The 24439-nt window shown below is 53.6% G+C and carries 22 protein-coding genes and 1 pseudogene; 8 read left to right on the top strand and 15 right to left on the bottom strand.

What is annotated here, in order from left to right:
- Positions 1-2: 2 nt before the first annotated feature.
- Complete coding sequence (gene gstA / locus J1781_RS13680; protein ID WP_129950989.1) at positions 3-614, bottom strand: glutathione transferase GstA; 612 nt, start codon at positions 612-614, stop codon at positions 3-5.
- Between the two features lie 130 nt (positions 615-744).
- Between gstA and J1781_RS13675 the strand changes: the two genes are divergently transcribed.
- The 3 genes and pseudogenes from J1781_RS13675 to J1781_RS13670 all read left to right on the top strand — a co-directional run bounded on the left by J1781_RS13675 (position 745) and on the right by J1781_RS13670 (position 2867).
- Complete coding sequence (locus J1781_RS13675; RefSeq protein ID WP_205951546.1) at positions 745-1620, top strand: LysR family transcriptional regulator; 876 nt, start codon at positions 745-747, stop codon at positions 1618-1620.
- A pseudogene (locus J1781_RS26510) lies at positions 1621-1734 on the top strand (MmcQ/YjbR family DNA-binding protein); the annotation flags it as partial. It abuts the gene before it with no gap.
- Positions 1735-1859: 125 nt separating this feature from the next.
- Complete coding sequence (locus J1781_RS13670) at positions 1860-2867, top strand: hypothetical protein (RefSeq protein WP_217233750.1); 1008 nt, start codon at positions 1860-1862, stop codon at positions 2865-2867.
- Between the two features lie 179 nt (positions 2868-3046).
- Here the strand turns inward: J1781_RS13670 and J1781_RS13665 are convergent, their stop codons facing one another.
- The 6 genes from J1781_RS13665 to J1781_RS13640 form a co-directional block, all read right to left on the bottom strand.
- On the bottom strand, positions 3047-4684 hold the full coding sequence (locus tag J1781_RS13665) for a dipeptide ABC transporter ATP-binding protein (RefSeq protein ID WP_217156913.1): 1638 nt from the start codon (positions 4682-4684) through the stop codon (positions 3047-3049).
- A gap of 5 nt (positions 4685-4689) precedes the next feature.
- Positions 4690-5553, bottom strand: a complete 864-nt coding sequence (locus tag J1781_RS13660; protein ID WP_129990882.1) for an ABC transporter permease — start codon at positions 5551-5553, stop codon at positions 4690-4692.
- A gap of 1 nt (position 5554) precedes the next feature.
- Positions 5555-6484, bottom strand: a complete 930-nt coding sequence (locus tag J1781_RS13655) for an ABC transporter permease (RefSeq protein WP_217233749.1) — start codon at positions 6482-6484, stop codon at positions 5555-5557.
- Between the two features lies 1 nt (position 6485).
- Entirely contained in the window at positions 6486-8009 is a 1524-nt protein-coding gene (locus J1781_RS13650; protein WP_217233748.1) for an ABC transporter substrate-binding protein, read from the bottom strand.
- A 151-nt stretch (positions 8010-8160) separates the two neighbouring features.
- On the bottom strand, positions 8161-9324 hold the full coding sequence (gene fadA / locus J1781_RS13645) for an acetyl-CoA C-acyltransferase FadA (protein WP_217233747.1): 1164 nt from the start codon (positions 9322-9324) through the stop codon (positions 8161-8163).
- Positions 9325-9334: 10 nt separating this feature from the next.
- Positions 9335-11521 carry a 3-hydroxyacyl-CoA dehydrogenase NAD-binding domain-containing protein gene (locus tag J1781_RS13640; protein ID WP_217233746.1) on the bottom strand — a complete coding sequence of 729 codons (2187 nt, stop codon included), beginning with the start codon at positions 11519-11521 and terminating at the stop codon, positions 9335-9337.
- Positions 11522-11793: 272 nt separating this feature from the next.
- Here J1781_RS13640 and J1781_RS13635 point away from each other — a divergent pair, with 272 nt between their 5' ends.
- The 4 genes from J1781_RS13635 to J1781_RS13620 are packed head-to-tail and all read left to right on the top strand — an operon-like array spanning position 11794 to position 17787.
- The gene (locus J1781_RS13635) at positions 11794-13005 is read left to right on the top strand and encodes an aminotransferase class I/II-fold pyridoxal phosphate-dependent enzyme (RefSeq protein WP_129950997.1); all 1212 of its coding nucleotides are present in this window, start codon (positions 11794-11796) and stop codon (positions 13003-13005) included.
- Between the two features lie 49 nt (positions 13006-13054).
- Complete coding sequence (locus tag J1781_RS13630; protein WP_217219037.1) at positions 13055-14200, top strand: MFS transporter; 1146 nt, start codon at positions 13055-13057, stop codon at positions 14198-14200.
- Between the two features lie 17 nt (positions 14201-14217).
- Positions 14218-15822 (top strand): carboxyl transferase domain-containing protein, encoded by a 1605-nt coding sequence (locus J1781_RS13625; protein ID WP_217219033.1) that lies wholly within the window; start codon positions 14218-14220, stop codon positions 15820-15822.
- A gap of 3 nt (positions 15823-15825) precedes the next feature.
- Positions 15826-17787, top strand: a complete 1962-nt coding sequence (locus J1781_RS13620; protein WP_217233745.1) for an acetyl/propionyl/methylcrotonyl-CoA carboxylase subunit alpha — start codon at positions 15826-15828, stop codon at positions 17785-17787.
- Here J1781_RS13620 and J1781_RS13615 read toward each other — a convergent pair.
- Together J1781_RS13615 and J1781_RS13610 are read right to left on the bottom strand one after the other, a co-directional pair.
- Positions 17762-18055, bottom strand: a complete 294-nt coding sequence (locus J1781_RS13615) for a hypothetical protein (protein ID WP_217219035.1) — start codon at positions 18053-18055, stop codon at positions 17762-17764. The genes J1781_RS13620 and J1781_RS13615 overlap by 26 nt on opposite strands.
- Positions 18056-18236: 181 nt before the next feature.
- Positions 18237-18833, bottom strand: a complete 597-nt coding sequence (locus J1781_RS13610) for a TetR/AcrR family transcriptional regulator (protein WP_129951000.1) — start codon at positions 18831-18833, stop codon at positions 18237-18239.
- Positions 18834-18949: 116 nt separating this feature from the next.
- Here J1781_RS13610 and J1781_RS13605 point away from each other — a divergent pair, with 116 nt between their 5' ends.
- Positions 18950-19708, top strand: a complete 759-nt coding sequence (locus J1781_RS13605; protein WP_217233744.1) for an SDR family oxidoreductase — start codon at positions 18950-18952, stop codon at positions 19706-19708.
- A gap of 238 nt (positions 19709-19946) precedes the next feature.
- On the opposite strand, the gene J1781_RS13600 is transcribed toward J1781_RS13605, so the two are convergent.
- The 6 genes from J1781_RS13600 to J1781_RS13575 all read right to left on the bottom strand — a co-directional run bounded on the left by J1781_RS13600 (position 19947) and on the right by J1781_RS13575 (position 24299).
- Positions 19947-20684, bottom strand: a complete 738-nt coding sequence (locus J1781_RS13600) for an amino acid ABC transporter ATP-binding protein (protein ID WP_013576021.1) — start codon at positions 20682-20684, stop codon at positions 19947-19949.
- 12 nt (positions 20685-20696) lie between these two features.
- Positions 20697-21446: an amino acid ABC transporter permease gene (locus tag J1781_RS13595; RefSeq protein ID WP_129951002.1), complete on the bottom strand. Its 750-nt coding sequence runs from the start codon at positions 21444-21446 to the stop codon at positions 20697-20699.
- A gap of 4 nt (positions 21447-21450) precedes the next feature.
- On the bottom strand, positions 21451-22146 hold the full coding sequence (locus tag J1781_RS13590) for an amino acid ABC transporter permease (protein ID WP_013576019.1): 696 nt from the start codon (positions 22144-22146) through the stop codon (positions 21451-21453).
- 50 nt (positions 22147-22196) lie between these two features.
- Positions 22197-22946, bottom strand: coding sequence for an SDR family oxidoreductase (locus tag J1781_RS13585; RefSeq protein ID WP_013576018.1), 750 nt, complete (start codon positions 22944-22946; stop codon positions 22197-22199).
- 133 nt (positions 22947-23079) lie between these two features.
- Entirely contained in the window at positions 23080-23862 is a 783-nt protein-coding gene (locus J1781_RS13580; RefSeq protein ID WP_217219464.1) for a LamB/YcsF family protein, read from the bottom strand.
- Positions 23859-24299, bottom strand: a complete 441-nt coding sequence (locus J1781_RS13575; protein ID WP_129951004.1) for an acetyl-CoA carboxylase biotin carboxyl carrier protein — start codon at positions 24297-24299, stop codon at positions 23859-23861. Before J1781_RS13575 ends, J1781_RS13580 begins: the two co-directional genes overlap by 4 nt.
- Between the last annotated feature and the right edge of the window lie 140 nt (positions 24300-24439).

Below are 24439 nucleotides of genomic sequence, written 5' to 3'. Positions count from 1 at the left end.
TTCTACGCCAGCTGAGAGGCTTCTGCCAGTAAGGCCGCCTGCACGGCAGGACGGGCATAAATATTTTCCCTATAGGCCGTTAATACAGGCCAGCGATTCAGTTCGATGGAAAAGAATTTACACCAACCCAGCACGGTGAAAAGGTAAGCATCGGCAACGCTGAACGACGGGCCCGTCAGATAGGCATTTTCATTGAGCGTATCCTGCAGAAAATCGAACCGCCGGAAGAGTTTTTCACGAAAAATCGACCTGACGTCTTCAGGCAGGGTTGAGTTGAAAAGCGGTGCGGATCCCGCGTGTATTTCAGTGGTGATAAAGTTTAGCCACTCCTGCAGGCGCACTCGCGCCCAACTGTCCGCTCGCGGTGCCAGCCCTCTTTCCGGCTTCAGGTCAGCGAGGTACTGCACAATTGCCGGACCTTCGGTCAGTATCTGGCCATTGTCCAGTTCCAGTGCGGCGACATAACCTTTAGGGTTAATGGTACGGAAGTCACGTCCGTCAGCGGTGAGTTTGCTTCTGTTGTCCACTTTAACCAGTTCAAATTCAAGCCCGAGTTCACGCAGTACGATGTGTGGTGAAAGCGAACAGGTATCCGGGGCGTAATAAAGTTTCATTATCTCTCCGATAAAATTGAAAAGCTGTTTAACAATGTGCTGTGCGTTCCTGAACACACTGTGCATAATGTGTTTCCTGCTGTAAAATTAATGATTAACAAATTAACTATTAGATGAGCTACTGATACGCATGATGAATCTTGTGCACTGGCGCTTACTGGTAGCCGTTGCGGATGCCAGTAATATCTCACGCGCCGCTGAAGAGGTAGGAATGACTCAGTCCGGCGCCAGTCAGGCTATCGCCCAGTTAGAGGCTTCACTTGGGTTCCCGGTGTTCACGCGGGAGCGTCGGCACATCGGCGTCACCGCACTGGGTGAGCAGGTTATTGAACAGGCAAGGAGAATGCTTGCGAGCCTGAATGCGATCCGCGTGCTGGCTGATGAAAGCCGCGGTCTACATGGCGGAAGGATTCGCCTCGCCAGTTTTCCCTCAGTGACTTCCACATTTCTTCCTGGACTGCTGCGCGACTTTAAACGCCTGCATCCGGGCACAGAAGTGGTGGTACTGGAAGGTACGGATGAGGAAGTGGAGGAATGGATTGCAGCAGACACTGTTGAACTGGGTGTGGTGATGAACCCTGTACCGGGAAGAGCAGACGTGGTTTTGGGGCAGGATGCGTGGGTAGCGGTAATGCCATCCCACCATTTGCAGGGGCGCAATGAAAGGGCGCATGGCATAACGCTAGAGGAACTGGCCGACCAACCCTTTATTCTCGCGACAGGCGGATGTGTCGTTAATGGAAAAAGCCTGATGGAGCAGGCAGGCTTGCACCTCTCCGATGTACGCGTAAAAGTACGGGATTGGGTCAGCGCCTGCATGCTGGTGCGTGAAGGCATGGGGGTGGCGCTGGTGCCTGAATCTGCCCTGCCAGATGAATTGCGGGGCCTGTGCGTGGTACCGGTGACACCTTCTATACACCGTGAATTTTGTCTCGTATGTTCGCCATCTGGAAAATCTTCCGGTGCGACGCAGGCATTACTGCAAGGGCTGCGTAAAGGAGGATGATTAGCTATCTATCCTATCAACAAAGAGCACTGGGTCAGTGTGATCCTTTCCGGACCCTTGTCGTCCGGGGAAATACACGAGCTGCTTGCCGACAGCCATGAATTAACGTCCTGATAATATATTCAAGGATTGATATACATGTGCTGACAAATAGTAAGCGGGCAAACGCGAGTTGACTTTACGCTATCGCTACTTTAAAAAGATCTGGCAGCTATAAAATTTTCAGGGGAAATTAGCGCATGCAACTGCAGGATAGCCTTCAACAGGAAGTTATTACATCTGTAAATAAATCACTTACCTTTGATGTTTTGTATCAGGTTATCAGACCGGATATATCAACGTTTATTGCTGCAAGCTCGAAACTGCCATTAAAAAACCTTGATTACTGGGAATGTATGATCCGTTGGACAATTTCATCGTCACTTCAAACATCTCATCCACAATACGCAAGATTTAAGAATTACCTGATTGGTTCTCTCAAATGGCTGGATGTTTGTAATGCTGATGGTTTCAGGCGGGAAAAAGCATTAAGGACATTATCAGGCGGAGCACCAAATAGTTTTTTATTTGCTTTGGTCGTCCGGAAACTTAATGACTGGGTTCCTCAGGTAAGAGAGGCTGCACGTGATGTATTACCATTAATCGCTGAATGTTCAGACCCGGAGATTATCGTTGATGTCTTGTTTATAACGCTCCCCTACTGGAATTCATGGGGGAGAATGGGTGATAGAGAAAAAGATATTCTGATGAAAATTATTTTAATGGAGAAAGTAACCGAGTCTCTTAAAAAACGGCTTATTTATTCCACGTCGGGACCTGTTGCCACTGTATTTATGCAAGCCGGTCGTATAAATGCATTAGACGCCTTTCTGACAGAGATTGCAGAATCATCGGTTCAACCCACCCTGCGAGCAAAAGCATATCGTTGTCTGTTTGAAAGCAAATTCGTTTGGGCTGAGGGAATGACATGGCAGTGGATTGACAAAGCATACGGCATAAGACGCAGCGTTCCTGTTTTAAAGGAGCGAATAATAGATACCAAAAGGCCTTTTCTTGAGAATTTAAAAATGGCAACCATTGACCGTTCACCTATTGTTCGGCGTATAGCAGGAGAAATGCTAATCAAGGAATTAGATCATATTGGAGATGAAGCATTCAGACTGGCAAAAATACTGGCATCAGATACATCGCTATCAGTATCGGAACGAGGGAGGTACGCATTGGCCGACTTAGGAAAACGTACGTGACACTGTCACTAATAATATTATGCAATACATGTAAACTATGCTCTGCATGAGCAAGGCCGTTATCGTATTGACGACTTTATCCGCTATTTCAGTAAGTTTCCCGCTATATTTTCATACACGTTTTATCACTTATCCCACTGCTAACCCGACGCCGTAGATATTTCCGTAGCGAACGGGACTCATTTTGTTTCACTTATTGCGGTAAATAATTGCCGGGTGTAATCCTGCTTGGGCTGCGTGATCAATGCCTCTGCCTCCCCGGTTTCGATAATCTCTCCATCCTTCATAACGATGACGCGATGACTCATATGGAGCACTACGCCTGGGTCATGTGAGATTAGCAGAATGGCCAGGCCCAACTGGTGTTGCAGGGTTTTCAACAGGTCCAAAACCTGCGCCTGGGTCGTGACATCCAGTGCTGAAACTGGCTCATCGCAAATCATGATATCAGGATCAGAGGCCAGCGCCTGGGCTATTGCCACACGTTGCCGCTGCCCACCTGAGAGTGTCTGCGGGCGACGTGTCAGTAATTCAGGAGACAGCCCTACCTGCTTCATCAGCAGCAGTATTTTATTCTCTATCTCTTCCCGGTTCAGACCTGGGATGAGCTTTAATGGCTGACGGATGATTTGCCCAATTGTGTACTGGGGGTTGAACGAGCCAAGCGGGTCCTGTGTGATAGTCTGAATTCGTCCCCGCAACGGGCGACGTTGTTTTTCAGACATGCTGCTCCAGGCCTGATTGTTAAGCCTGACCTCACCGGAGTGGGGGGACTGCAACGCGAGTAAAATCTTGCCAAGTGTCGTTTTCCCGCATCCTGACTCGCCGACCAGTCCCAATGTCTCTCCCCGGCGCAGCGACAGAGAGACCTGCTTCAGAACCTGGTGTGTTGAACCATCACCACGGGGATAAGCCAGTGACAGGCGATCGGCACGAAGCACCACCTGTTCAGAAGCCGCCTTCATCCTGGGATCGGGCACGTTGCCCGATGTTGAAAGCCAGCGGTGACGGGTATGAACGCCGGGAATAGCACTTAATAGTTTCCGTGTATAGGGATGCTGTGGTGCCGCTAAAACCCGGGCTGCTTCGCCCTGTTCAACACCGATACCCTGTTGCATCACCAGTACGCGATCGGCGATTTGTGACACGACGGACAGATCGTGGGTAATCAACAATACCGCGTGCCCGCGATCCGCCAGTTGGCGAAACAAAAGGAGGATATGTTGTTGTACCGTCACATCCAGGGCAGTGGTGGGTTCATCTGCAATCAGCATCTGTGGCCCCGCTGCCAGTGCGGAGGCTATCAGGGCGCGCTGCCTCAGGCCGCCGGAAAGCTGATGGCTGTACTGCTGCATACGATGATGGGGGTCAGGAATGCCTGCGGAGGTGAGCAGCCCGGCGACCTGGCGATCAATATCCCGTCGTGGCACACGCCGATGCAACTGTAGCGCCTCTGCCACCTCCTGCCCGATGGTGCGTAAAGGATCGAGAGATGTCAGTGCATCCTGTAAGACAAAACCAATCTCTTTACCACGCAGGGCTTTCCACTGAGGATCTCCTGAGGCAAGCAGATCCTGTGCTTTGCCATCCGCTGTTGTCAGTCGCAGTCGTTGTGCGTCAACGCTGGCTTTTTCACCTGCCAGCCCAACCAGTGCGCGCGCGGTGACCGACTTACCCGAACCGGATTCCCCGACCAGTGCCAGGATCTCACCCGCATACAGGTTAAATGACAGTCCCTTGACCACCTCGACATCCGCGAAGCTTACCGTGAGATGCGATACCTCCAGCAGCGGGTTAGCAGGACGGTTGTTCTCCATAATGGTTACGCTCCTTTTGACGCAATTGTTTGTAAGCGGCGGCCGGCCAGTGTGAGCGCAATCACCGACAGCGCCACCACGCTCGCGGGCAGCAGGCTTATCCATGGCGCAATGTCGAGAAAGTCACGGCCGTCAGCCAGCAACGCCCCCCATTCTGCGGTAGGCGGCACCACCCCCAGGCCCAGAAAGCTCAACGCAGACGCGCTCAGGACAGCCTGACCAATGCCGATGGTTAACACAATCAGCAACGGGCGCAGCGAGTTGGGAATAATATGCCGCATGATGATGGTGAAAGGCGTTTCGCCGAGGGCGATGGCTTGTTGCACATAACCCGATAGTCGCACCTGGAGGATTTGTGACCGTAGCAGCCGCGCATACCCCGCGATACCCGATAAACCCACTGCCAGCAGCGTATTGGACGGGCCGCGCCCCAGTACGGCGATCACCAGCAATGCCAGCAATAGTTCCGGGAAGGCCAGCAGGATATCCAGCAGGCGCACCACCATAAACCGTATCGGACGGGGCCCCAATGAGGCGATTACACCAAGCAGAATCCCGCCACAGCCCGCAATCAGGGTGGCGCCAACACCAATACTCAGCGACAACGCTGATCCGTATATCACGCGGGTGTAAACGTCACGTCCCAGCGCGTCGGTACCGAACCAATGGTGTAGCGAAGGCGGCTGCAATATGGCCTCCATGTCCATATCATCCGGCAAGCTGTGGGTAAACCAGTACGGTGCAATGGCAATCAGCACCAGCAATACAATGGCTATTGCCGGGAGCAGGCTTTTTAACGTGAGTAACGGGTGCGCCGGGCGCGATCTGTCACGCTGACGGTTAAGGATAAGGGCCGGATCGCTACTCATATCAGAATGACCTGTTACGAAGACGAGGATCGATGAACAGATAAATCACGTCCATCAGCAAGTTTATGACGATAAATAACAATGCTGAAAGCATTACCAGACCAAGGATAAGCGGCATATCGCGGCTGGCAATGGCCTGAAGCGTGATTTTACCCAACCCGGCGCGGCCGAAAACAGTTTCGGTCAGGATGGATCCGCTGAGCAGATTCGCCAGCATGGTCCCGGTCAGTGTAGAAGCGGCAAGCGATGCATGACGCAGTCCGTGGCGCAGGCGTAGCAACGTCTCGCCCGCGCCACGGGTACGAACCGTCATGGCAAACGGCTGTTGCAGGGCCTCTTCCAGACCGTCACGCAGCACCTGACTGAGGATGGCTGTCAGTGGCAGGCTCAGTGCGATAATCGGAAGCACCAGCGAAACCCAGCCGTCGTTACCCGTTACCGGAAACCAGTTCAGGCGGAAACTGAAAATGCTCAGCAGAATAATACCAATCCAGTAGACCGGTGTACTCAGCAGACAAAGTTCCAACCCGGAGAACAGTGCGCGCAGTGGCCACCAGCGCCCGGAGGTCGCCAGAGCGTTGAGCGTAGCCAGTAATACCGCCAGCAGAAGCGCGCAACCTGCCAGTGTCTGGGTCTGTATCAGCGCGGCAGTAATGACTGTGGTTACCGGTGCCCGGAACTGGAAACTCTCACCGAAATGGCCCAGCAGCGCCTGGCCGCAATAATGCAAATACTGCGCCCAGAGAGGCTGGTCCAGCCCAAGTTTCGCCGTCATCGTTGCGCGCCAGACATCATCAACGACGTTCTCGCCGCCGCTCATGATAAGTATCGGATCGCCAGGTATCAGTTTGATAGCTATAAACGTCAGCGTGGCCGCTCCCCACAGGACGGCAATAATGGAGAGCAGGCGGTGCAGGACAATTTTTGCCATATCAGTTGCTCAGCCAGGCATCATAAAAGTTAGGTTTAGCGTTGGTAGCCCAACTGATACCCTGGACTTTTTTGCTGATCCCCAACTGATACGCCGGTATGTACAGCGGAACGACATAGGCCTGATCAATCACCTGGCGCTGGATATCACTGTATATCTGTTTCCGTTGTGCATCAGGAGCACCAATTGCCAGCGTTAGTTTATCGTCCAGTGCATTAACGTGACTGTAGTTGGCACCTTTAGGTGGGATGTAGGCTGAGTGGAAAACGGTACGCAGAATATCCGGTTCGGCGCGCACGTAGAAATTCGAGACGATATCGTAGTCGTTGCTGGCGGTACGTGCGCTGAAGATACCACTGTCAACCGGATCAAACTGAAGGTTAAAACCGGCTTTCTTCACCTGGAACTGGATGGCCTGGAACAGGGTGACATCCGCGCTTTCGGTCGATGCCGGGTCATAGAGAAAATGCACGGTCAACGGCTGCCCCGGGCTGAGTTGTTTTGCAGGCTGGGCTGCGGAAACGCGGGCGTTAGCGTCGTAATAAAGTGTTTGTGGCCCCAGCACGCTATCCGCAGGTTTCAGCGTACCAAAGAAAGCGACTTTTACCGCAGAAGCGGGATCGACCGCATGCAGAAACGCCTGCCGGACGTTAACGTCGCTGAACGGACCTTTAGACGTATTGAGGTACAACACCCGTGGAATGCCCGGATTTTCTTTGGTCAGAATACTGACTTGTGGATTACGCTGAAGTGCACGGACATTGGCGGGAGGAACGGCATCAATGGCCTGCACCTGCCCGCTGGTTAATGCGCCCAATCGGACAGAGGATTCCGGCAGATATTTAAAGTTAATGGCGGAGAGCCATGCAGGACCCTGATGGTGCGCATAGCCCGGCCCCCATTGATAATCATCACGGCGTGTCAGCTGGCTGCCGTTGCCCTTGACGAAGGATTTAAGGATAAAAGGCCCCGATCCCACGACGGTGTTGCTGGTATTTGGGGTGTTCTTCAGATAGGTCGGTGATTGTATACCGAGATAAGGCAGACTCAGACCCTGCAACAGTGGCGCAAACGGCGTCTTATAGTGGATCACCACGGTAAAATCATCCGGTGTGGTGATGCTGTCGATCGGGCCAAGCAGCGATTTTGCATAGCTTGAGGTAGTTTTGGGATCCAGGATGCGATCCAAATTATATTTAACCGCCTGCGCGTCCAGCCGGGTTTTGTCGCTGAAGGTCACGTCCTTGCGCAGGTGGAAGGTATATTGCGTGTGATTGTCGTTAATCTCCCAGCGCAAGGCAAGCCACGGGGTAAAACGGTTATCCTCGGCTTGCCCTACCAGCGAGTCCACGACATTACGGGTGATCAAGGCCGTGACTGAGTAACCGGTAATGGAAGGATCGATGATAGGGGTGTCGCTACCTAAGGCGACATTTAATGTCCCGCCCGATACAGGCGATTCTGCTGCGTGGGCCGTTGCGACCAGTGCCGCTAATAATAATCCTACTGCCGCTTTTTTTTTCATTATTCCTTGCTCCGGGGTATTCAGGCTCTGAGGGTATGACCTCACCCTACAAAGTTGAAGATGCTCATAAAAGTAATAAAAAATGCTATTTATATCTAATTTGAGAATATGGAAGGATGCATACGGATCTGCGCTTCCCGCATACCCTGATTCAGGCGCGCTCAAAAACGGTGGCGATCCCCTGGCCCAGCCCGATACACATCGTGGCGAGGCCAAATTGCCTGTCACGCTGTTCCAGCAGGTTGATTAATGTGGTGGTAATGCGGGTTCCGGTGCATCCCAAAGGATGGCCGAGTGCGATGGCGCCGCCATGTTGATTAATCTTGTCGTCGATCTGGTCAAGCAGACCCAGCCCTTTAATGCAGGACAACACCTGCGCGGCGAAGGCTTCATTAAGCTCAAACAGGTCGATATCTTCGATGGATAGCCGGGCGCGTTTCAGTGCTAATTCGCTGGCCGGAACGGGGCCGTAACCCATGGTTGAAGGCTGACTGCCCACCACCGCCATGGCACGTATACGGGCGCGTACAGGCAGGCCATGTGCACGTGCATACGACTCGCTGGCCAGTAAGACTGCTGATGCGCCGTCTGCCAGTGACGACGACGTCCCTGCAGTGACCGTTCCCGTATGAGGATCAAAAACGGGTCGCAGATTATTGAGACTGTCCAGGCTGGTTTCCGGGCGGATGACCTCATCTTTTTGATGGCGAACCAGTGCGCCATGAGCATCATGGCCGTGGGTAGGCACGATCTCTCCGTCAAAAAGCCCCTTAAGACTTGCATGTGCGGCCCGCTGATGGGAACGCAGCGCAAATTCATCCTGCATTTCCCGACTGATATTATGCATTTTTGCCAGTAGCTCCGCCGTGAGCCCCATGTTGCCTGCCGCACGGGCAACGGTTTTACTCAGGGCGGGATGAAAATCAATGCCATGGGTCATCGGAACATGGCCCATATGTTCAACCCCCCCGGCGATACAAAGAGTAGCGTCACCAACCATGATGGCCCGCGCGGCATCATGTAACGCCTGCATGGACGAACCGCAAAGCCTGTTCACCGTCGTCGCAGGCACCGTGTGAGGTATTTCCGCCAGCAGTGCCGCATTACGGGCGATATTAAATCCTTGCTCCAGCGTTTGCTGTACGCATCCCCAGTAAATATCGTCAATGTTTGTTGACGACAGTCCGGGTTGTCTGGCCAGCAGCTCGCGCATCACATGTGCTGAAAGGGCTTCTGCGCGGACATGGCGAAATGCACCTTCACGGGCGCGGCCCATCGGCGTTCTGATCGCATCTACAATAACGACATTTTCCATTGAATATTCCTTATGCCAGTACGCTGCGTTGAGCATCGGCGGTGGGATGAGGATAAAACGGTGCACTCTGGTGAGCAGGGGAAAGCAGCAATGCAGGTAACTGATAGAGGCCACCCAGCGCGCTAAAGTGCCGGGCCGCGCGGTTAAAGTTTGCCGTACCCCGGGTATCGACATAACGGCATGCACCGCCGCGATAAACCGGGAACCCCAGTCCCTGAATCAATGCGGTATCTGCTTCAGCAGCGGAGCCGATCACGCCTTCTTCAAGGCAGCGGATAACTTCATTCACCATCGGGATCATCATGCGATCGATAATGTCATCTTCGCTCAGCGGCAAAGGGGGAGACTGCAGTGCGGCCAGCTTCGTCTCAAAATCTTTATCTGCCACACGCTGGCTGCGGCCCTTCTTGTCCTGCTGATAGCGATAAAATCCCTGTCCTGTTTTTTCTCCCAGACGCTGATGTGCGTGAAGAAAATCAATAATTGCCGTGGTATCGGCGTTAAAACGCTCGGGCCAGGCGGCAGAAAGCTGTTTAAAAATGGCGTGTGCGGTATCGATCCCGATAACATCCAGCAACCATGCCGGGCCCATTGGCCAGCCAAAGGCATCTTCCATTACCCGGTCAATATGGCGGAAGCTGATGCCATCACGCACCAGCATCAGCAAACCGCTCAGGTAAGCGAAGAGCACCCGGTTGATAAAGAATCCCGGCCTGTCTTTGACGATCACGGGGGTCTTTCCCAGCCTCCTGGCATAGGCCACCACGGTTGCCAGCGTGGCATCCGAGGTGTTTTCACTGCGAATAATTTCCACCAGCGGCATGCGCTGCGCCGGATTAAAGAAATGCAGGCCGCAAAATTGCGTCGGTCGTGTCAGTCCGCGTGCCAGTTCACCAACCCCAAACGTTGAGGTATTGGTGACCAGCACGGTGTCCCGGGCAATGTTTTGCTCTGCCGCGGCCAGCACGAGGGCTTTTACCGCTTTATCCTCTACCACGGATTCAATCACTATCCCGGCCAGATCAAGCCCTTTATAGCCTGCTGTTACGCGTATGTCTGACAGCACGCGGGCCATGTGATTTCCGTCAATCTGATTTTTCGCCAGAAGCTGGTTAAGCCATTTTTTAGGAGCATCCAGCGCAGCGAGCTGGGATTGCGGTCTGTTAGCGTGTATCAACGCGGGTACGCCATGCAAAGCAGAAAGATAAGCGATTCCCTTACCCATAATCCCGGAGCCCAGTACCGCGACCTGTTCAACAGGCTGACCATATGCCGCCAGCGTTTCTGCCCGTCTGATGACCTGTCTTTTGCTGAGGAACGCCCCGATAGAGGACTTTGCTTCGTCCGTGCGCGCCAGCCTGAGAAACTGCTGGCGTTCGGCGTCTGAGGCTTCGCGGTGGGCATGGGAGGCTGAAAACTCGACAGTACTGATAGCAGCAACCGCGGCCGCCTTATACTTCTGTACCGAATTTTTTACCCCTGCAGACGCATGGAAGAATGTCATAACAGACTCTGTTGTGCTCAGGCGCAGCGGGGCCTGTTTTTCACGCCGTGCGACCCGCCAGTCCAATTCACCCTGCGAAGCACCGGTCAGCATATGTGTCGCCGCACTCAGGAGTTGCGACTGAGCGATCCTGGCATCGATCAGGCCCAGTTTCAGGGCGCGGTCGGCATCAGAAGACTGGCCGGTGGTGATAAGCTCCAGGGCATGATCGACCCCCACCAGACGGGGAAGTCGCACTGTGCCGCCAAAGCCCGGAATGAGACCCAGGCTCACTTCCGGCAGGCCCAGACTTGAAGCCGGTGTGGCGATGCGAAAATCGCAGGCCAGCGCCAGTTCACAGCCCCCGCCCAGTGCCGCGCCGTCAATCGCTGCAAGCGTGGGGAAGGGCAAATAATTAAGTAAGTCTAACGATTTATTAGCGTTGTTGATCCAGACGTCGAGGCTATTATCCTGCCGATATTGCAAACTATGTAATTCATACAAATCGGCACCGAGATTAAAGTTATTTTTAGCCGAGCGAATTAATAGCCCCTTAATTTCATTATGATTGCGAGCTATAGTTAATGCTGCATAGAGTTCCTCAAAGAAAACGGAATTCATGGTATTAACTTTGGCTGCGGTGCTATTCAGAACCAGCTCTGCTAACCCATTATCCAGCCAGTTAACGGTCATTTCACGGCCATGAAAAAGCATTTTTACACCTCATTTATTCGGGTGAAAGAAAGCCAGCGACAAGGATTTAATCGTCACAGTATTTGCTGAGCCTTTATTCGGCTTAATAATGATTAGCACAAAATAGATGAAGGGTTTAAATGCCGATTTTGATGTTTAATATACAAAAATGTAGAGTGTTAATTAAAAATTTTATTATGTTTTTCCGGGTTATTATATTAAGAATTGGCATTTAACTTTCTTTACATTCTGATGCAAGTTTATTCCAACTTAACTAAAACGGGACAAACTGCATGAATACCTGGAGTAATATTAAGAAAGCCGTTCAGATCAGTAACAGCTTCTGGCAGGTAACACAGGACTCAGGTTTATCGAACCTGGCAATCACCAATCTTGGCAATGGTCATCATCAGCAAGTCAACAGTGATCACCGCTTTGTGAATATGTCCTCATATTCTTATCTGGGGCTTGATTCACACCCTGAAATTCTCCGGCAGGCCATTGCCGCCTTGCAAAGTAATGGTTCGCTCAATACCTCCACCTCGCGCATACGCATCCAGTTTGAGCTACTGGGGCAAGCTGAGCAGGCGCTGGCCGATCTTATTGGTGCTGACGTGATTACTGTCGCCTCCTGTGCCGCTGCTGCTCAGGGTATTTTGCCGCTGGTTGCATCCGGGGCGCTGACGGAGAATCAACCGCCGGTGCTGGTCTTCGATAAAAATGCTCATTTCTGTCTTAACATCATGAAACCGGTATGCGCTGATGAAACCGAAGTCATTACCATTGCTCATAATGATCTGGAACAACTGGAAGCGATCTGCAAAAAATATCCGCGCGTGGCCTATGTGGCAGATGGGGTTTACAGCACCGGTGGCCAGGCTCCGGTAAAAGAACTTCTGCATTTACAGGAAAAATATGGCCTGTTCCTGTTATTTGATGAGGCTCATGGCCTGTCTACTGTGGGTAAACTTGGCCGGGGACTTGTACTGGATACGCTCGGAGAAATTAATGACCGGACGGTCATTATTACTTCTCTCAATAAGGGGTTTGGTGCTTCGGGAGGGGCGGTGTTTATTGGCCGGCGACCTTATAACGAACAGCGTACGCTCATTTCTCGCTTTGCCGGTCCATTCCTCTGGTCACAACGTATCAATACTGCCGGGCTCGGTGGGATCCTGGCGTCGGTCGCCCTTCATCACACTCAAGAGCTGACGCAATTACAGAATCAACTGCAGCAAAATATCGAATATTTTGATTCGCTGATTGCAAATGACAATCACAATGACGGGCTGCCAATACGTTTTATTCAGATAGGTTCCGAGGAAGCGACCATCTCAATCGCCAAAACGCTATTTGAACGTGGTTTTTATACCTCTCCGATTTTCTTCCCGGTCATTGCGCGCGGTAAAGCAGGTTTGCGCATTATGCTACGTTCAAACATCAGCCGCAGTGAGATTGCGGAGTTTGCCGGGCACGTCAACCAGTTGCGAGCGAACTATGAATGAATCTGAAAGTTACCGTGTTCCGGCCGTGGACACGCTTTCGTTGAGGATCATGTCGCTGGCCTGTCTGGTCGTGTTCATGACGCAGATGGCGACCACCATCTACCTTCCTTCACTTCCGGTCGTGATGCGGGAGCTTGGGATGACCCAGAGCGCGACAGAGTTGTCGATCTCGATTTTCGTCGTCGGCGCGGCGGTGCCCGTTATTTTCTGGGGAGCGGCGGCAGACCGCTATGGACGGCGCATCTCACTGACATTATCGCTGGTGTTATTTATCGGCACCAGCCTGCTGCTGGCGTGGTGCAGGGACGCTAACCTGCTTCTGGTTTTACGTGCCTTGCAGGGGATCGGCGCGGGGGGAGCCGCGATTATCGGGCGCATTCTGGTTAAAGATAACTGGAGTGGTGCGGAACTGGCAAAACGACTTTCCGTATTGTCGGTAGCGTTTATTACCGCGCTGGGCGGCGGACAGTTTATCGGCGGACTTATCAGCTATTACCTGCACTGGCAGGTTGCCTTCCTGGTGCTGGCCGCCACCGGCTTTGTTGCGCTGCTTTTCTCACTGACGGTGCCGATGGCGTATGCCGAACCTGCCAGGATCAGCAAGGGTATGGCGCACGCCTACTTAACCATTCTGCGGCGCCCAGGTTTTTTCTGGCCAGCGTGCGTGGGAGGGCTGGGCTTTGCCACGACCGTGACATTGCAGGAAGTCAGTCCGTTTGTCATGCAGCAGAGTTTTGGTCTGGAGGTGACCAGCTTTGGTCTCTTTGGCCTGCTTATCGGCATCTCCTATCTGGCCGGCGCATTGACGGTAAATCGCATCGTGCACGCTACGGGAGTGGTCACCTTAATGCGTCGTGGCTCGTTGATGGTCGCGATCTCCGCGCTGGCGCTGCTTGTTCTGTGGTGGGCTGGGCTACTTAGCCACACATCGGGACTGGTTATTTTTATCCTGCTGTATTGTCTGATTATTTTCGGCCAGGCGGTGATGTTCCCAAGCAGCATGTCGGCGGCGGTGAACGATGGTAAGGATTTCGGTGCTTACGCGATGGCGCTGTGCGGGTTTCTGCAGCAGGGGATGGCGGGAATTGCCTCCTCATTTGCCGTGCTGCTGGAGCATCACGGCACATGGACGCTGGCCATCTTGCTGACCGGACTGGCGAGTTTTCTGATCGCCCGGTTCAAAGTCCACGCTTAATTTCTAAGAGAGGCACCATGGCGACAATTGCAGCACGTCATTACACCGATAATCCGACGTTTCGTGAAAACCAGCAGGCATTTGCCCGGATGCAGCAGCCAATAGATGAAGCGCGGCAAGCGGCGCTCCAGGGAGGAGGGGAGGCGGCTCGTCAGAAACAGGCGGCGCGTGGCAAACTTTCAGCCCGTGAACGTATCGCCCTGCTGATTGACGTAGGCAGCGCCTTTGTTGAAATTGGGCAGTTGGCTGCTCATCAGGTATATGAACATTCGGTGCCGTCGGCCGGGATCGTGACCGGTATCGGTATTGTTAAAAATCGCGCAGTGGCGATTTACGCCAATGATGCTTCGGTAAAAGGCGGCGCATATTATCCGCTGACATTGAAGAAGCATCTGCGCATGCAGCAGATTGCCCGTGAAATGGCACTTCCCAGCGTCTATCTGATGGACTCGGGGGGCGTTTATTTGCCGCTTCAGGAAGAGATTTTTCCTGATGAACATCATATCGGGCGCATTTTTCGCAATATTGCTGAAATGTCCGCGGCGGGTTTACCCCAGATCGCGGCGGTGTTGGGTTCCTGTACCGCAGGAGGAGCATATATACCCGCAATGTGCGACGAAACGGTGATTGTCAAAGACAACGGCACTATTTTCCTCGGCGGCCCGCAGCTGGTGCGTGCTGCAACGGGGGTAATTGTTGATGCCCAGACCCTTGGCGGTGCCGATGTCCATACGCTGGATAGCGGTGTGGCCGACCACTATGCAGAACATGACCGTCATGCGTTGCACATTGTCCGTGACATTATTGCCCGCAGTGATGCCGGTAAGCTTGCGTCACCGCCGCTGGCGGCGGTTGAGCCGCTGTTCGATCCGCGCCAGATCCCTGGCATTATCAGCGCAAATCCGCGTGAACCTATCCCCGTTCGGGAGATTCTTGCCCGCCTGCTGGACGGCAGCGAGCTGACGGAATACAAAGCCCGCTATGGGCGCACGCTCATTTGCGGAACGGGCCATATCGGCGGTTTTCCGGTTGGGGTGTTGATTAATGACGGGGTGCTGTACTCAGAAAGCGCGCAGAAGGCGGCGAACTTTATCGAGCTGTGTGTACAGCGCAATATCCCCTTGTTGTTCCTGCATAACATCAACGGCTTCATGGTGGGGCCGGAGTATGAAGCCGGGGGCATTGCCAAACACGGAGCCAAAATGATGAATGCGGTCGCCTGCGCCCGTGTGCCTAAATTCTCTGTCCTGATTGGCGGCAGCTTTGGGGCGGGCAATCTGGCGATGTGTGGTCGCGCGCTTGGCCCGCAGCTCATGGCAATGTGGCCGAACGCGAAAATGTCTGTCGTCGGCAGCGAGCAGGCGGCAACGGTGATGGCACTGATGCGTGAGGAGCATTTAGAAAAAAAAGGCCAACCTTTCACCGCTGAAGAGGCTGAACGGGTCAAACAACCGGTCCGCGATGCTTATGACCGGCAGGGACAGGCATTGTATGTCGCTGCACGTTTGTGGGTGGATGCCGTTATTCTTCCCGAACATACCCGCGACTGGCTGGCGTTGGGACTTGCGCTTGCCCACCAGGCACCCCAGCAGACGACCCATTTTGGCGTTTTCAGGATGTGAACCATGTTGAATCGAATTCTTATTGCTAACCGTGGCGAGATTGCCCGACGTATTGCCCGCACCGCCAGAGAAATGGGTATTGAGTACGTAGCGGTTTATTCTGATGCCGATACCGAAGCCGATCATCTGTCAGGTGCAATACGGACCGTCAATATTGGTGGCCCGCTTGCCGCTGACAGCTATCTGAACATTGATGCGCTTGTGAGTGCCGCACGTCATTCGGGCTGTGATGCGGTTCATCCCGGCTACGGATTTTTATCTGAAAACCCGGAGTTTGCCGAGGCGGTTTCCCTGGCTGGGCTGACGTTTATCGGGCCGTCGGCGAATATCATCCGCGATATGGGCAATAAAATTCTGGCCCGGCAACAGATGGAAAAAGCGGGAGTGCCAGTACTCCCCGGATCGCAGGAAGCTTCTGAATCCTTCAGTGTGCTGAATGCGCTGGCTGAAGAAATAGGATATCCGGTGATCCTCAAGCCTGTCGCGGGTGGCGGGGGTAAAGGGATGCAGGTGGTGGAGCAGGCTGCTGAAATGCAGGCGGCCGTTGCCGCGGCCGTGCGTATCGCCAGGGCTAACTTTAACGATGGCCGTCTGATGATCGAACGCTATATCCATTCGCCGCGTCATATCGAAGTGCAGATCATGGGTGATAAGCACGGGCAGGTGGTGCACCTGTATGAAAGAGAATGTTCACTGCAACGGCGGCATCAGAAAATTATCGAAGAAGCCCCGGCGACGTCCATCTCTGCGGAGGTTCGCGAAGCAATGTTAAACGCGGCCGTCAACGGGGCACGGCAAATAGGCTATTTTAATGCGGGAACATTTGAGTTTATCGTTGCGCCTGACAACCGGTTTTATTTCCTTGAGGTCAACACCCGCCTGCAGGTAGAGCATCCGGTGACAGAAATGATCACAGGACTGGATCTTGTTGAGTGGCAGATCAAAATTGCGGCGGGCGAACAACTGCCCTTGTCTCAGTCGCAGATAGTCAGTAAGGGGCATGCTTTTGAGAGCCGTATATATGCTGAGGATCCGGACGATGACTTTACTCCCTCGCCAGGACCGGCCACAGTAACATGGCCGGAGACAGCCCGGACCGACAGTGCTTTCGACCACCATGGCGAGGTACCTGCGTTTTACGATCCGCTGATTGCTAAACTTATTGTCCATGCCGCAGATCGCGAGCAGTCCCGGCTTAAAATGGTGCAGGCACTGACTCAGACGTGGGTGTTTGGGGTGACGACCAACAGTGGCTTTCTCCTGGAATTATTAAACCATCCCCGGGTGATGGCCGGTAACCTGCATACCGGGTTAATTGACCAACTTCTTACGGGGCGTGACGTTTCAGTCGGGCCACTGGCTGCCTTTGCCAGCGCAGCTGCACTGCTGGCAAAGCAGGAAAGTGCAGGGCGTACCTCTTCCCCCTGGTACGGGCTACAGGGAAACAGTGACCGGCAGGCATTAGACCCGGCGGCACCCGCAGGAAAAATATATATCCGCTATCAGGGGAATGAAATTGCTGTCAACCTGCTGACGCTCGGTAATACCCAGGTACTGACGGCTATTGGTCCGGAGACATTCACCATCACTATCGCGCCGGTGGATCATGGCTGGGGCGGGCAGTGTGGTGATGTGAGCTGGCAGGGAAGAGAGAGAAAAGGGATCGTGGAAGTGATACTGGCGGGCAAGCGATACCGGGTCGATAGCCAGCTGCATCTGGAAGAGAATAACCGTTCGACTGGCAATGGCGTAACAGCCCCCATGCCGGGAACCATCGTATTTATCGCGGTAGAACCGGGCGCATTCGTTAAGGAAGGCGATACGCTTGCCATCGTCGAGGCGATGAAAATGGAAAACCGGGTGGTGGCAGTCACCGGGGGTGTGATTGCTGAGGTGCTGTGCGCAACGGGTGAGATCGTCAGTAGCGGGCAGCAACTTTTTACCCTTGAGGAGAGGCCGGGTTAATAACCGCATTTTCACACATTGGTTTATAGGGGTTACGGATGCCGGGGAACAGAATCGTAAACCTGGAAAGGTTTTTCAGAAGGCTTGAGACGGCGGATTTTAGTGTCGTTAAGATACCTTTGGTGGTCACGTCATTATCGAACCGCAAACTTTTGCGGATCCGGAACCTCATCACATATAACCAGCCAGGGACCGAACCCACCGGAATACGACTGCGGTCTTCTTCCAGAGATGCGCCACCAATTAAGACGTTGTCTGGATGGAGCATGTCGTAATCCCGGCAAATAAGAACGCCTTTGCGTCTGATGTTTTTAACCCGATCCACGTATTGCAAATATCAATCAATGCCAGGCTTAAAAAATAATGAAAAGGCGAGGCAATTATTGTTCAGACCCCCGGGAGACTTCGGCTGTTTCGCCACTCTCCTGCATGTACGCTGTGGTTGTCGTCTACTGAGAAACTGAGCGTAGCGGTGCCCCCGCGCGCAATCCCGCCATCACCATGTCGATGAGCCAGGTTAGCCGGGGCTGCCACTCATCATTAAAATCGAGCTGCCATATCCCTGCAATTGCCAGGAAAAAGTCGTCAGTGGTAACCCCCGGGTGGATAGTTCCCGCTTTCTTATTGGCATCAAGTAACAACTGAGCGGCAGCAATGACAGGGGCATAGCCTGCCTTTTCCGGACAGTCCCGCGAGAGCGATACCTCGCGAATGGCATTGGCCAGGCCTGCTTTGGTCATTGCATATTCGGCAAGGCGATTCATCCAGTCACGCAACGCCTGTTCGGGTGCGCAGGTCCGGAGCAAATGTTCTGCAAACTTTGTGACCTGCAACATCTCATAGCGATAAACCTCCATCACTAATACCTCCCGTGTCGGGAAGTTGCGATAAAAAGTGGCCTGCCCGACGCCTGCCTTCTTCGCGATCGTGCTTAGGGGCACGTCTGCGGAAACGGTCAGTTCCTGAAGTGCAACCGACAGAATACGCTCGCGGTTTTGCTGCGCGTCAGCCCGTGCCGGGCGACCCGTTTTTTGTTGCTGTGTCACCAGTCCTCCTGTCCACAATATTAAAACTTGCTTAACGGACAATTGTCCGTTAATTTTTTCCTGTCGGACAACTGTCCGTTTGGCATTCTACCTTTTTCATCAATCCGGAGAAACATATGAAAACTTCAGGTAATACGATCCTCATCACGGGTTCCACCTCGGGGATAGGGCTGGGCCTTGCGGTACGTTTTCATGAAGCAGGCAATAAGGTCATTGTAGCTGGCCGTCGCAAGGCTTTACTTGATCAAATCACAAACGATTACCCCGGCATCGAGGCCATTGAACTCGATATTGCCGATGCCGGTTCCATTACCCGGGCAAGCGAACTCGCGGCAGTGCGTTACCCCGACCTGAATGTTGTCATCAACAACGCCGGTATTATGTTGAGCGAAAATGTTTTGGATCAGGATGCAGTGAAGATTGCGCAACAGACTGTTGAGATCAACCTTCTGGGGACCATTCGTATGACTTATGCGTTCTTACCGCAGCTGGTTAAAAAGAATGACAGTGTCATCATTAATGTCAGTTCCGCACTGGCGTTTGTTCCGTTCCCTATTGCCATGACCTATAGCGCCACAAAAGCTGCGGTTCATTCATTCACTGAAAGCTTGCGTGTTCAGCTCGCCGACACTTCCGTACGCGTAATTGAGTTAGCGCCACCAGGCGTGCAAACCACATTGTTTGGTCAGGAAAGTGACGAGCATGCCATGCCGCTGGAAGACTTCATTAATGAGACGATCGACCTTTTGCATGCAGCAGAGCCCACACCTGATGAAATCATCGTTGAGCGCGCCAGATTTTTACGTACAGCCGGGGCGACGGGTCACTACGACAGCGCCCTTAAAATGCTTTCTGAATGGAAGGCTGCAGACTAAGAGCGTTCGTGGCAAAGAGTATGGGCAACCCCGACGCAGCAGATTAGTCACTCCATAATCGAACTGAAATGACCCCAAATCTGACGACCAAATTCTCCCGATGCGGAGGGAAAACTGAACATGCATCGGGAAGACTTTTCACGCTAGCTCGTTGAATTTAAATGATACAAAGGTTCGTTCAGTTTTATGAAAAACAAAAAGCCCGCTTAAGTTTCCTTAAGCGGGCTTCTCTAAATAATTAATGGTGCAATAAGTCACTTAAAAACTTCCTGGCACGTGGGTGTTGCGGATGATTGAAGAAGTTTTCCGGTTTGGATTTTTCCAGAATTTTCCCCTGATCCATAAACCAGATTGTGTCCGCCACGTCGCGGGCAAAATTCATTTCGTGTGTGACGCACATCATGGTCATACCTTCACGTGCAAGACTGCGCATCACATTCAGGACTTCACCGACCATTTCCGGATCAAGCGCCGACGTCGGTTCATCAAACAGCATCACTGGCGGTTTCATGGCTAATGCCCGGGCGATGGCAACACGTTGCTGCTGCCCGCCGGAAAGCTGTGCCGGATAGGCATTGGCTTTGTGTGATAATCCGACACGTTCCAGCAGTTCACCCGCGTGCTTGCGCGCTTCCTGACGTTTCACGCCGAGCACCTTTACCGGCGACATCATGATGTTGTCCAGCACCGAAACGTGCGGGAAAAGATTAAAGTTCTGAAAGACAAAACCGATACGCGTGCGCAACTGGTTCAGGCGGGTGCTGGTGCCATGAATATCCATGCCATCGAACAGGATCTGGCCCTCTTCAATAGGTTCCAGCCGGTTCACGGTGCGGATCAGCGTTGATTTGCCCGAGCCGGACGGTCCGCAAACCACTACGACTTCACCACTTCTAATTTCTGCACTCAGGTCGGTCAGCGCCTGATATTCGCCATACCATTTATTAACCTGATTAAATAAGATCATCGGTCGCATCGTCGTTCCTTATTATGGTTGAGTCTTCAGCAGTGGAGCCTTCGTCATTTTCTCCGCTTCCGGCATCCGGTTCTGTCGTTTGCGCGTGATACGGGCTTCAAGCTTATTGGCCAGCCACGTCAGGCTGAAACAGATGATGTAATAGCCAATCGCGACAATCGCGAAGACTTGAAAAGGTTTGGTCAGCAGTTGGTTATTCACCTGATTAGCGGCAAAGGTCAGCTCCGGCACGTTAATGACGTAACCCAGCGTGCTGTCTTTAATGATAGAAACCAACTGGCTGACCAGACTTGGCAGCGTGTTGTATAACGCCTGCGGCAGAATAATCAGACGCAGCGTTTTGAAATAACTCATCCCTAAAGCGCGCGCCGCTTCGTACTGGCCGCCCGGCAGCGCCTGAATGCCGCCGCGCACGATCTCGGCGATATACGCACTTTCATAAATCACCAGCGTACACAGCATAGTGCTGAAGCCGCTGATGTTGTGACCGATTAACAGTGGAACGCAGAAATACGTCCAGAACACCACCATCAGCAGCGGAATGCCGCGTAAGCCGTAGACCCAGCAGGCAGCGGGCCAGCTCAGCCAGCGGAAAGGCGATAAACGCGCCAGCCCGAGCAGAATACCCACCGGCAGTGCAAACAAAACGGCCAGCAGGGAAATCAGTAACGTACAAAGTATCCCGCCCAGTGGCCCCTGCGGGTATTGCCCCATCAGGAACAGCATCCCGTTGTCGTGCAAAATCGTGAACATCTCGAGCATGTGATTACCTCGCGTAGGCCCGCTGGAACCGGCGGGCCAGCAATGCGCCAGCACCCATCAGCAGCAGAGAGAAGAACAGATAACCGGCAGAGGCCACCAGATACGATTCGAAAGTCCGGAACGTCTGGTTTTCAATATCACGGGTCACGTAAGTCAGTTCAGCTACGCCAATGACCATAGCCAGACTGGTGTTTTTGAACAGTAAAACGGTGTGGTTGAGCAGTGAGGGCAGCGCGTTGCGGATGCCCTGCGGTAAAATAACCGAACGCAGCGATCGGGTGTAACTCATGCCCAGCGCGCGTGATGCTTCGGTTTGCCCTTCAGGAATAGCGCGTAATCCGCTGCGGATGTCTTCAGAGAAATACGCCGCCTGACACAATCCGAGCGCAAACATCGAGAACAGAAACTCGGCGTTGAAATCGTTAATCCACATCTGCACAGATTCCGGCAGCAGCGTCGGAATGGCGAAATACCACATCATCAGTTGAATAAGCGTCGGTACATTGCGGTGATACGACACATAGGCGCGGACGAAATATTCGGCGGCGCGTTTGTGCGTCAGCCGGATGACGACCAGCAGCAGGGCAATACACATCGCGAGCAGCCAGGACCCCAGCGCCAGCTTGAGGGTGACAACCATGCCATCGACGATCATCTGCCCGAACTGACCGGTCAGGACTTTGCTGAAATCGAGCGTCATCGTATTTTCACCCTCCTGAATGGTTGTACTGTGGGTTTATAGGAAAAAGATCACAGACCTTCGCCGGGGCGCATGGTGGAAAGACCACCGGGAACCTGCAACGTCGGGGTGATTTCGATGTTGCCGATGTTGACGGCAATCGGCGCAGAAACGGCAAACGCCACGCAATCGGCGATGTCTTTGGCTTCGGGCAGTTCAAAACCGTCAATGAAACGGCGGCGGGCTTCTTCGTGATCGCCGGAAACATTGCCGAAAATGTCAGTCGCCACGCGGCCCGGGCAGATTTCAGTGATGCGCACACGCTTGCCGTAGCAGTCAACGCGTAACTGGCGTGACAGGGCGTGAACTCCGGCTTTGGTGGCGTGATAAATCGAGTTGCCGCCGAAGTTATAAATCGCGGCAATCGAGGTGATGTTGATGACGTGGCCGCGATCGCGTTCCATCATGCCCGGTACCAGCAGGCGGCAAAGATGCAAAACGGCGCGCAGATTCACATCCACCTGCGTATCCACGGATTCTTCATCGGCGCTCAGGATAGAGCCGGGACGGGAAACCCCGGCGTTGTTCACCAGAATATCCACGCTGATCTCGCTGCACAGGCGCGTCACCGCGTCGAGGTCGCTGACGTCGAGCGCATGCGGAATACAACCGGTGCGGGCGGCGAGGGCGGCCAGTTGATCGGCGCGGCGCGCGACGGCATGAACGGTGATCCCTTCCTGACAAAGGCGTTCGACAATGGCTTCACCCATGCCGGCCGATGCGCCGGTCACCAGCGCGGTTTTGTAATCTGAAAATGGCATTGCGACTCTCCTGTTAAACCTCCGGCTCCATCATGTTCTGCCGGTGGGTGTTTTCTGACTGTATCCAGTAATTCTCAGACGGTATAAGACATAAACCGTGTGAGGCGATAAGAGGGGCTTATAACAGCGTGTTTTACCGTGCCATCTGGCGGCGTTGCCGGGCTGGGGGCATCAGCGCGATGTCCATTTCGGCAATAATTTCCCGCAGCGTATGCACCATTTCGAGGGATTCCGGCGTATCGCCGTGAACCAGAATCGATGTCGCATCCACCGGCAACGTCACGCCGTCGATGCTTTGCACCGTGCCTTCGCGCAGCAACTGCCGGATGCGCGCGCGTACCTGCTCTTTGTCATGAATAACCGCGCCCGGCAGCGTCCGGCTGACCAGCAGGCCGTTGCTTTCATAGGCGCGGTCGGCGAGAAACGTACCAATCACCGGCAAATCCAGCGCCCGCGCCATGCGTTCGACGGCGTTGCCGGGCATCGTGCTGATGATCATTTGTGCATCGAAATTCTTCACCGCCTGCAATAACACCCGTGCCAGCCGGGCGTCTTCGGACACCATATTGCCCAGCGCACCGTGGAAACTCATGTGCGTCAGCGGGTAATCCGCCGCTTTCGCAAAAGCAGAAAGCGCGCCAAGCTGATAGGTGACGTAATGCGCCATCACCTCCGGTTCGATATGCATCCGGCGGCGGCCAAACCCGGACAAATCGGGAAATCCGACGTGCGCGCCGAGATCCACCTGATACTTTTTCGCCAGCGCGACGGTCTTCGCCATAATCACCGCATCCCCCGCGTGAAACCCGCAGGCCACGTTGGCGGAGGTGATCAGCGGCATCAGCGCGGCGTCGTCGGCGATAGTGTAATCGCCAAAGCCTTCGCCGATATCGGCGTTTAAATCGATGTATTTCATGCGGCCAGCTCCTCGCGGCGTAAAGTGAAAATCTCCGCGCCGTATTCCACGCAGTCACCGTCTTCCACGAACAGGGATTCCACCACGCCCTGCACCGGGCTGCGCAGCGGCAGATAAATCACGCCGACTTTCAGCAGGCCGAGCAGCGCATCTTTCCCGACTTTTTCACCCGGTTGTGTGAACGGAATTTTGTTGAGCGGATGCCGTAACAACACAATGCCGGGGAAAGGTGCACACACCGCGTCGGGAGCGGTCAGCACGGGAAGCGCAGGCGTTTCGTCCGGCATGCGGCATGGCAAAATGGCGGGGGAGACTGGCGCGTATTTCATGCTGATCCGAAAGCCGTTTCCGCTGAGTTCAATCTGGCTCAGGCCGGACGTACGCATCTTTCGTGCGATATCTCGCAACTCGCTGAGTGCTGGTGCTTTTTTTTCCATATCCTTCCCGTCGAAGAGAGAGTGTCCCCGCGCAATAACGACGACAAAACGACCCGCTTTGCGGGCGGTAAAAGCACTCTATCGTGTCACTGCCGACGTCAGGAAAGAGGATTTCGCTTTGCGGTAATAAGGTGTGCTTA

The sequence above is a fragment of the Rahnella perminowiae genome, from assembly GCF_019049695.1.
Classification (GTDB): domain Bacteria; phylum Pseudomonadota; class Gammaproteobacteria; order Enterobacterales; family Enterobacteriaceae; genus Rahnella; species Rahnella perminowiae.
The sequence above is the reverse complement of the archived record's forward strand: the minus strand, read 5'-3'. Positions and strand labels throughout refer to the sequence as shown.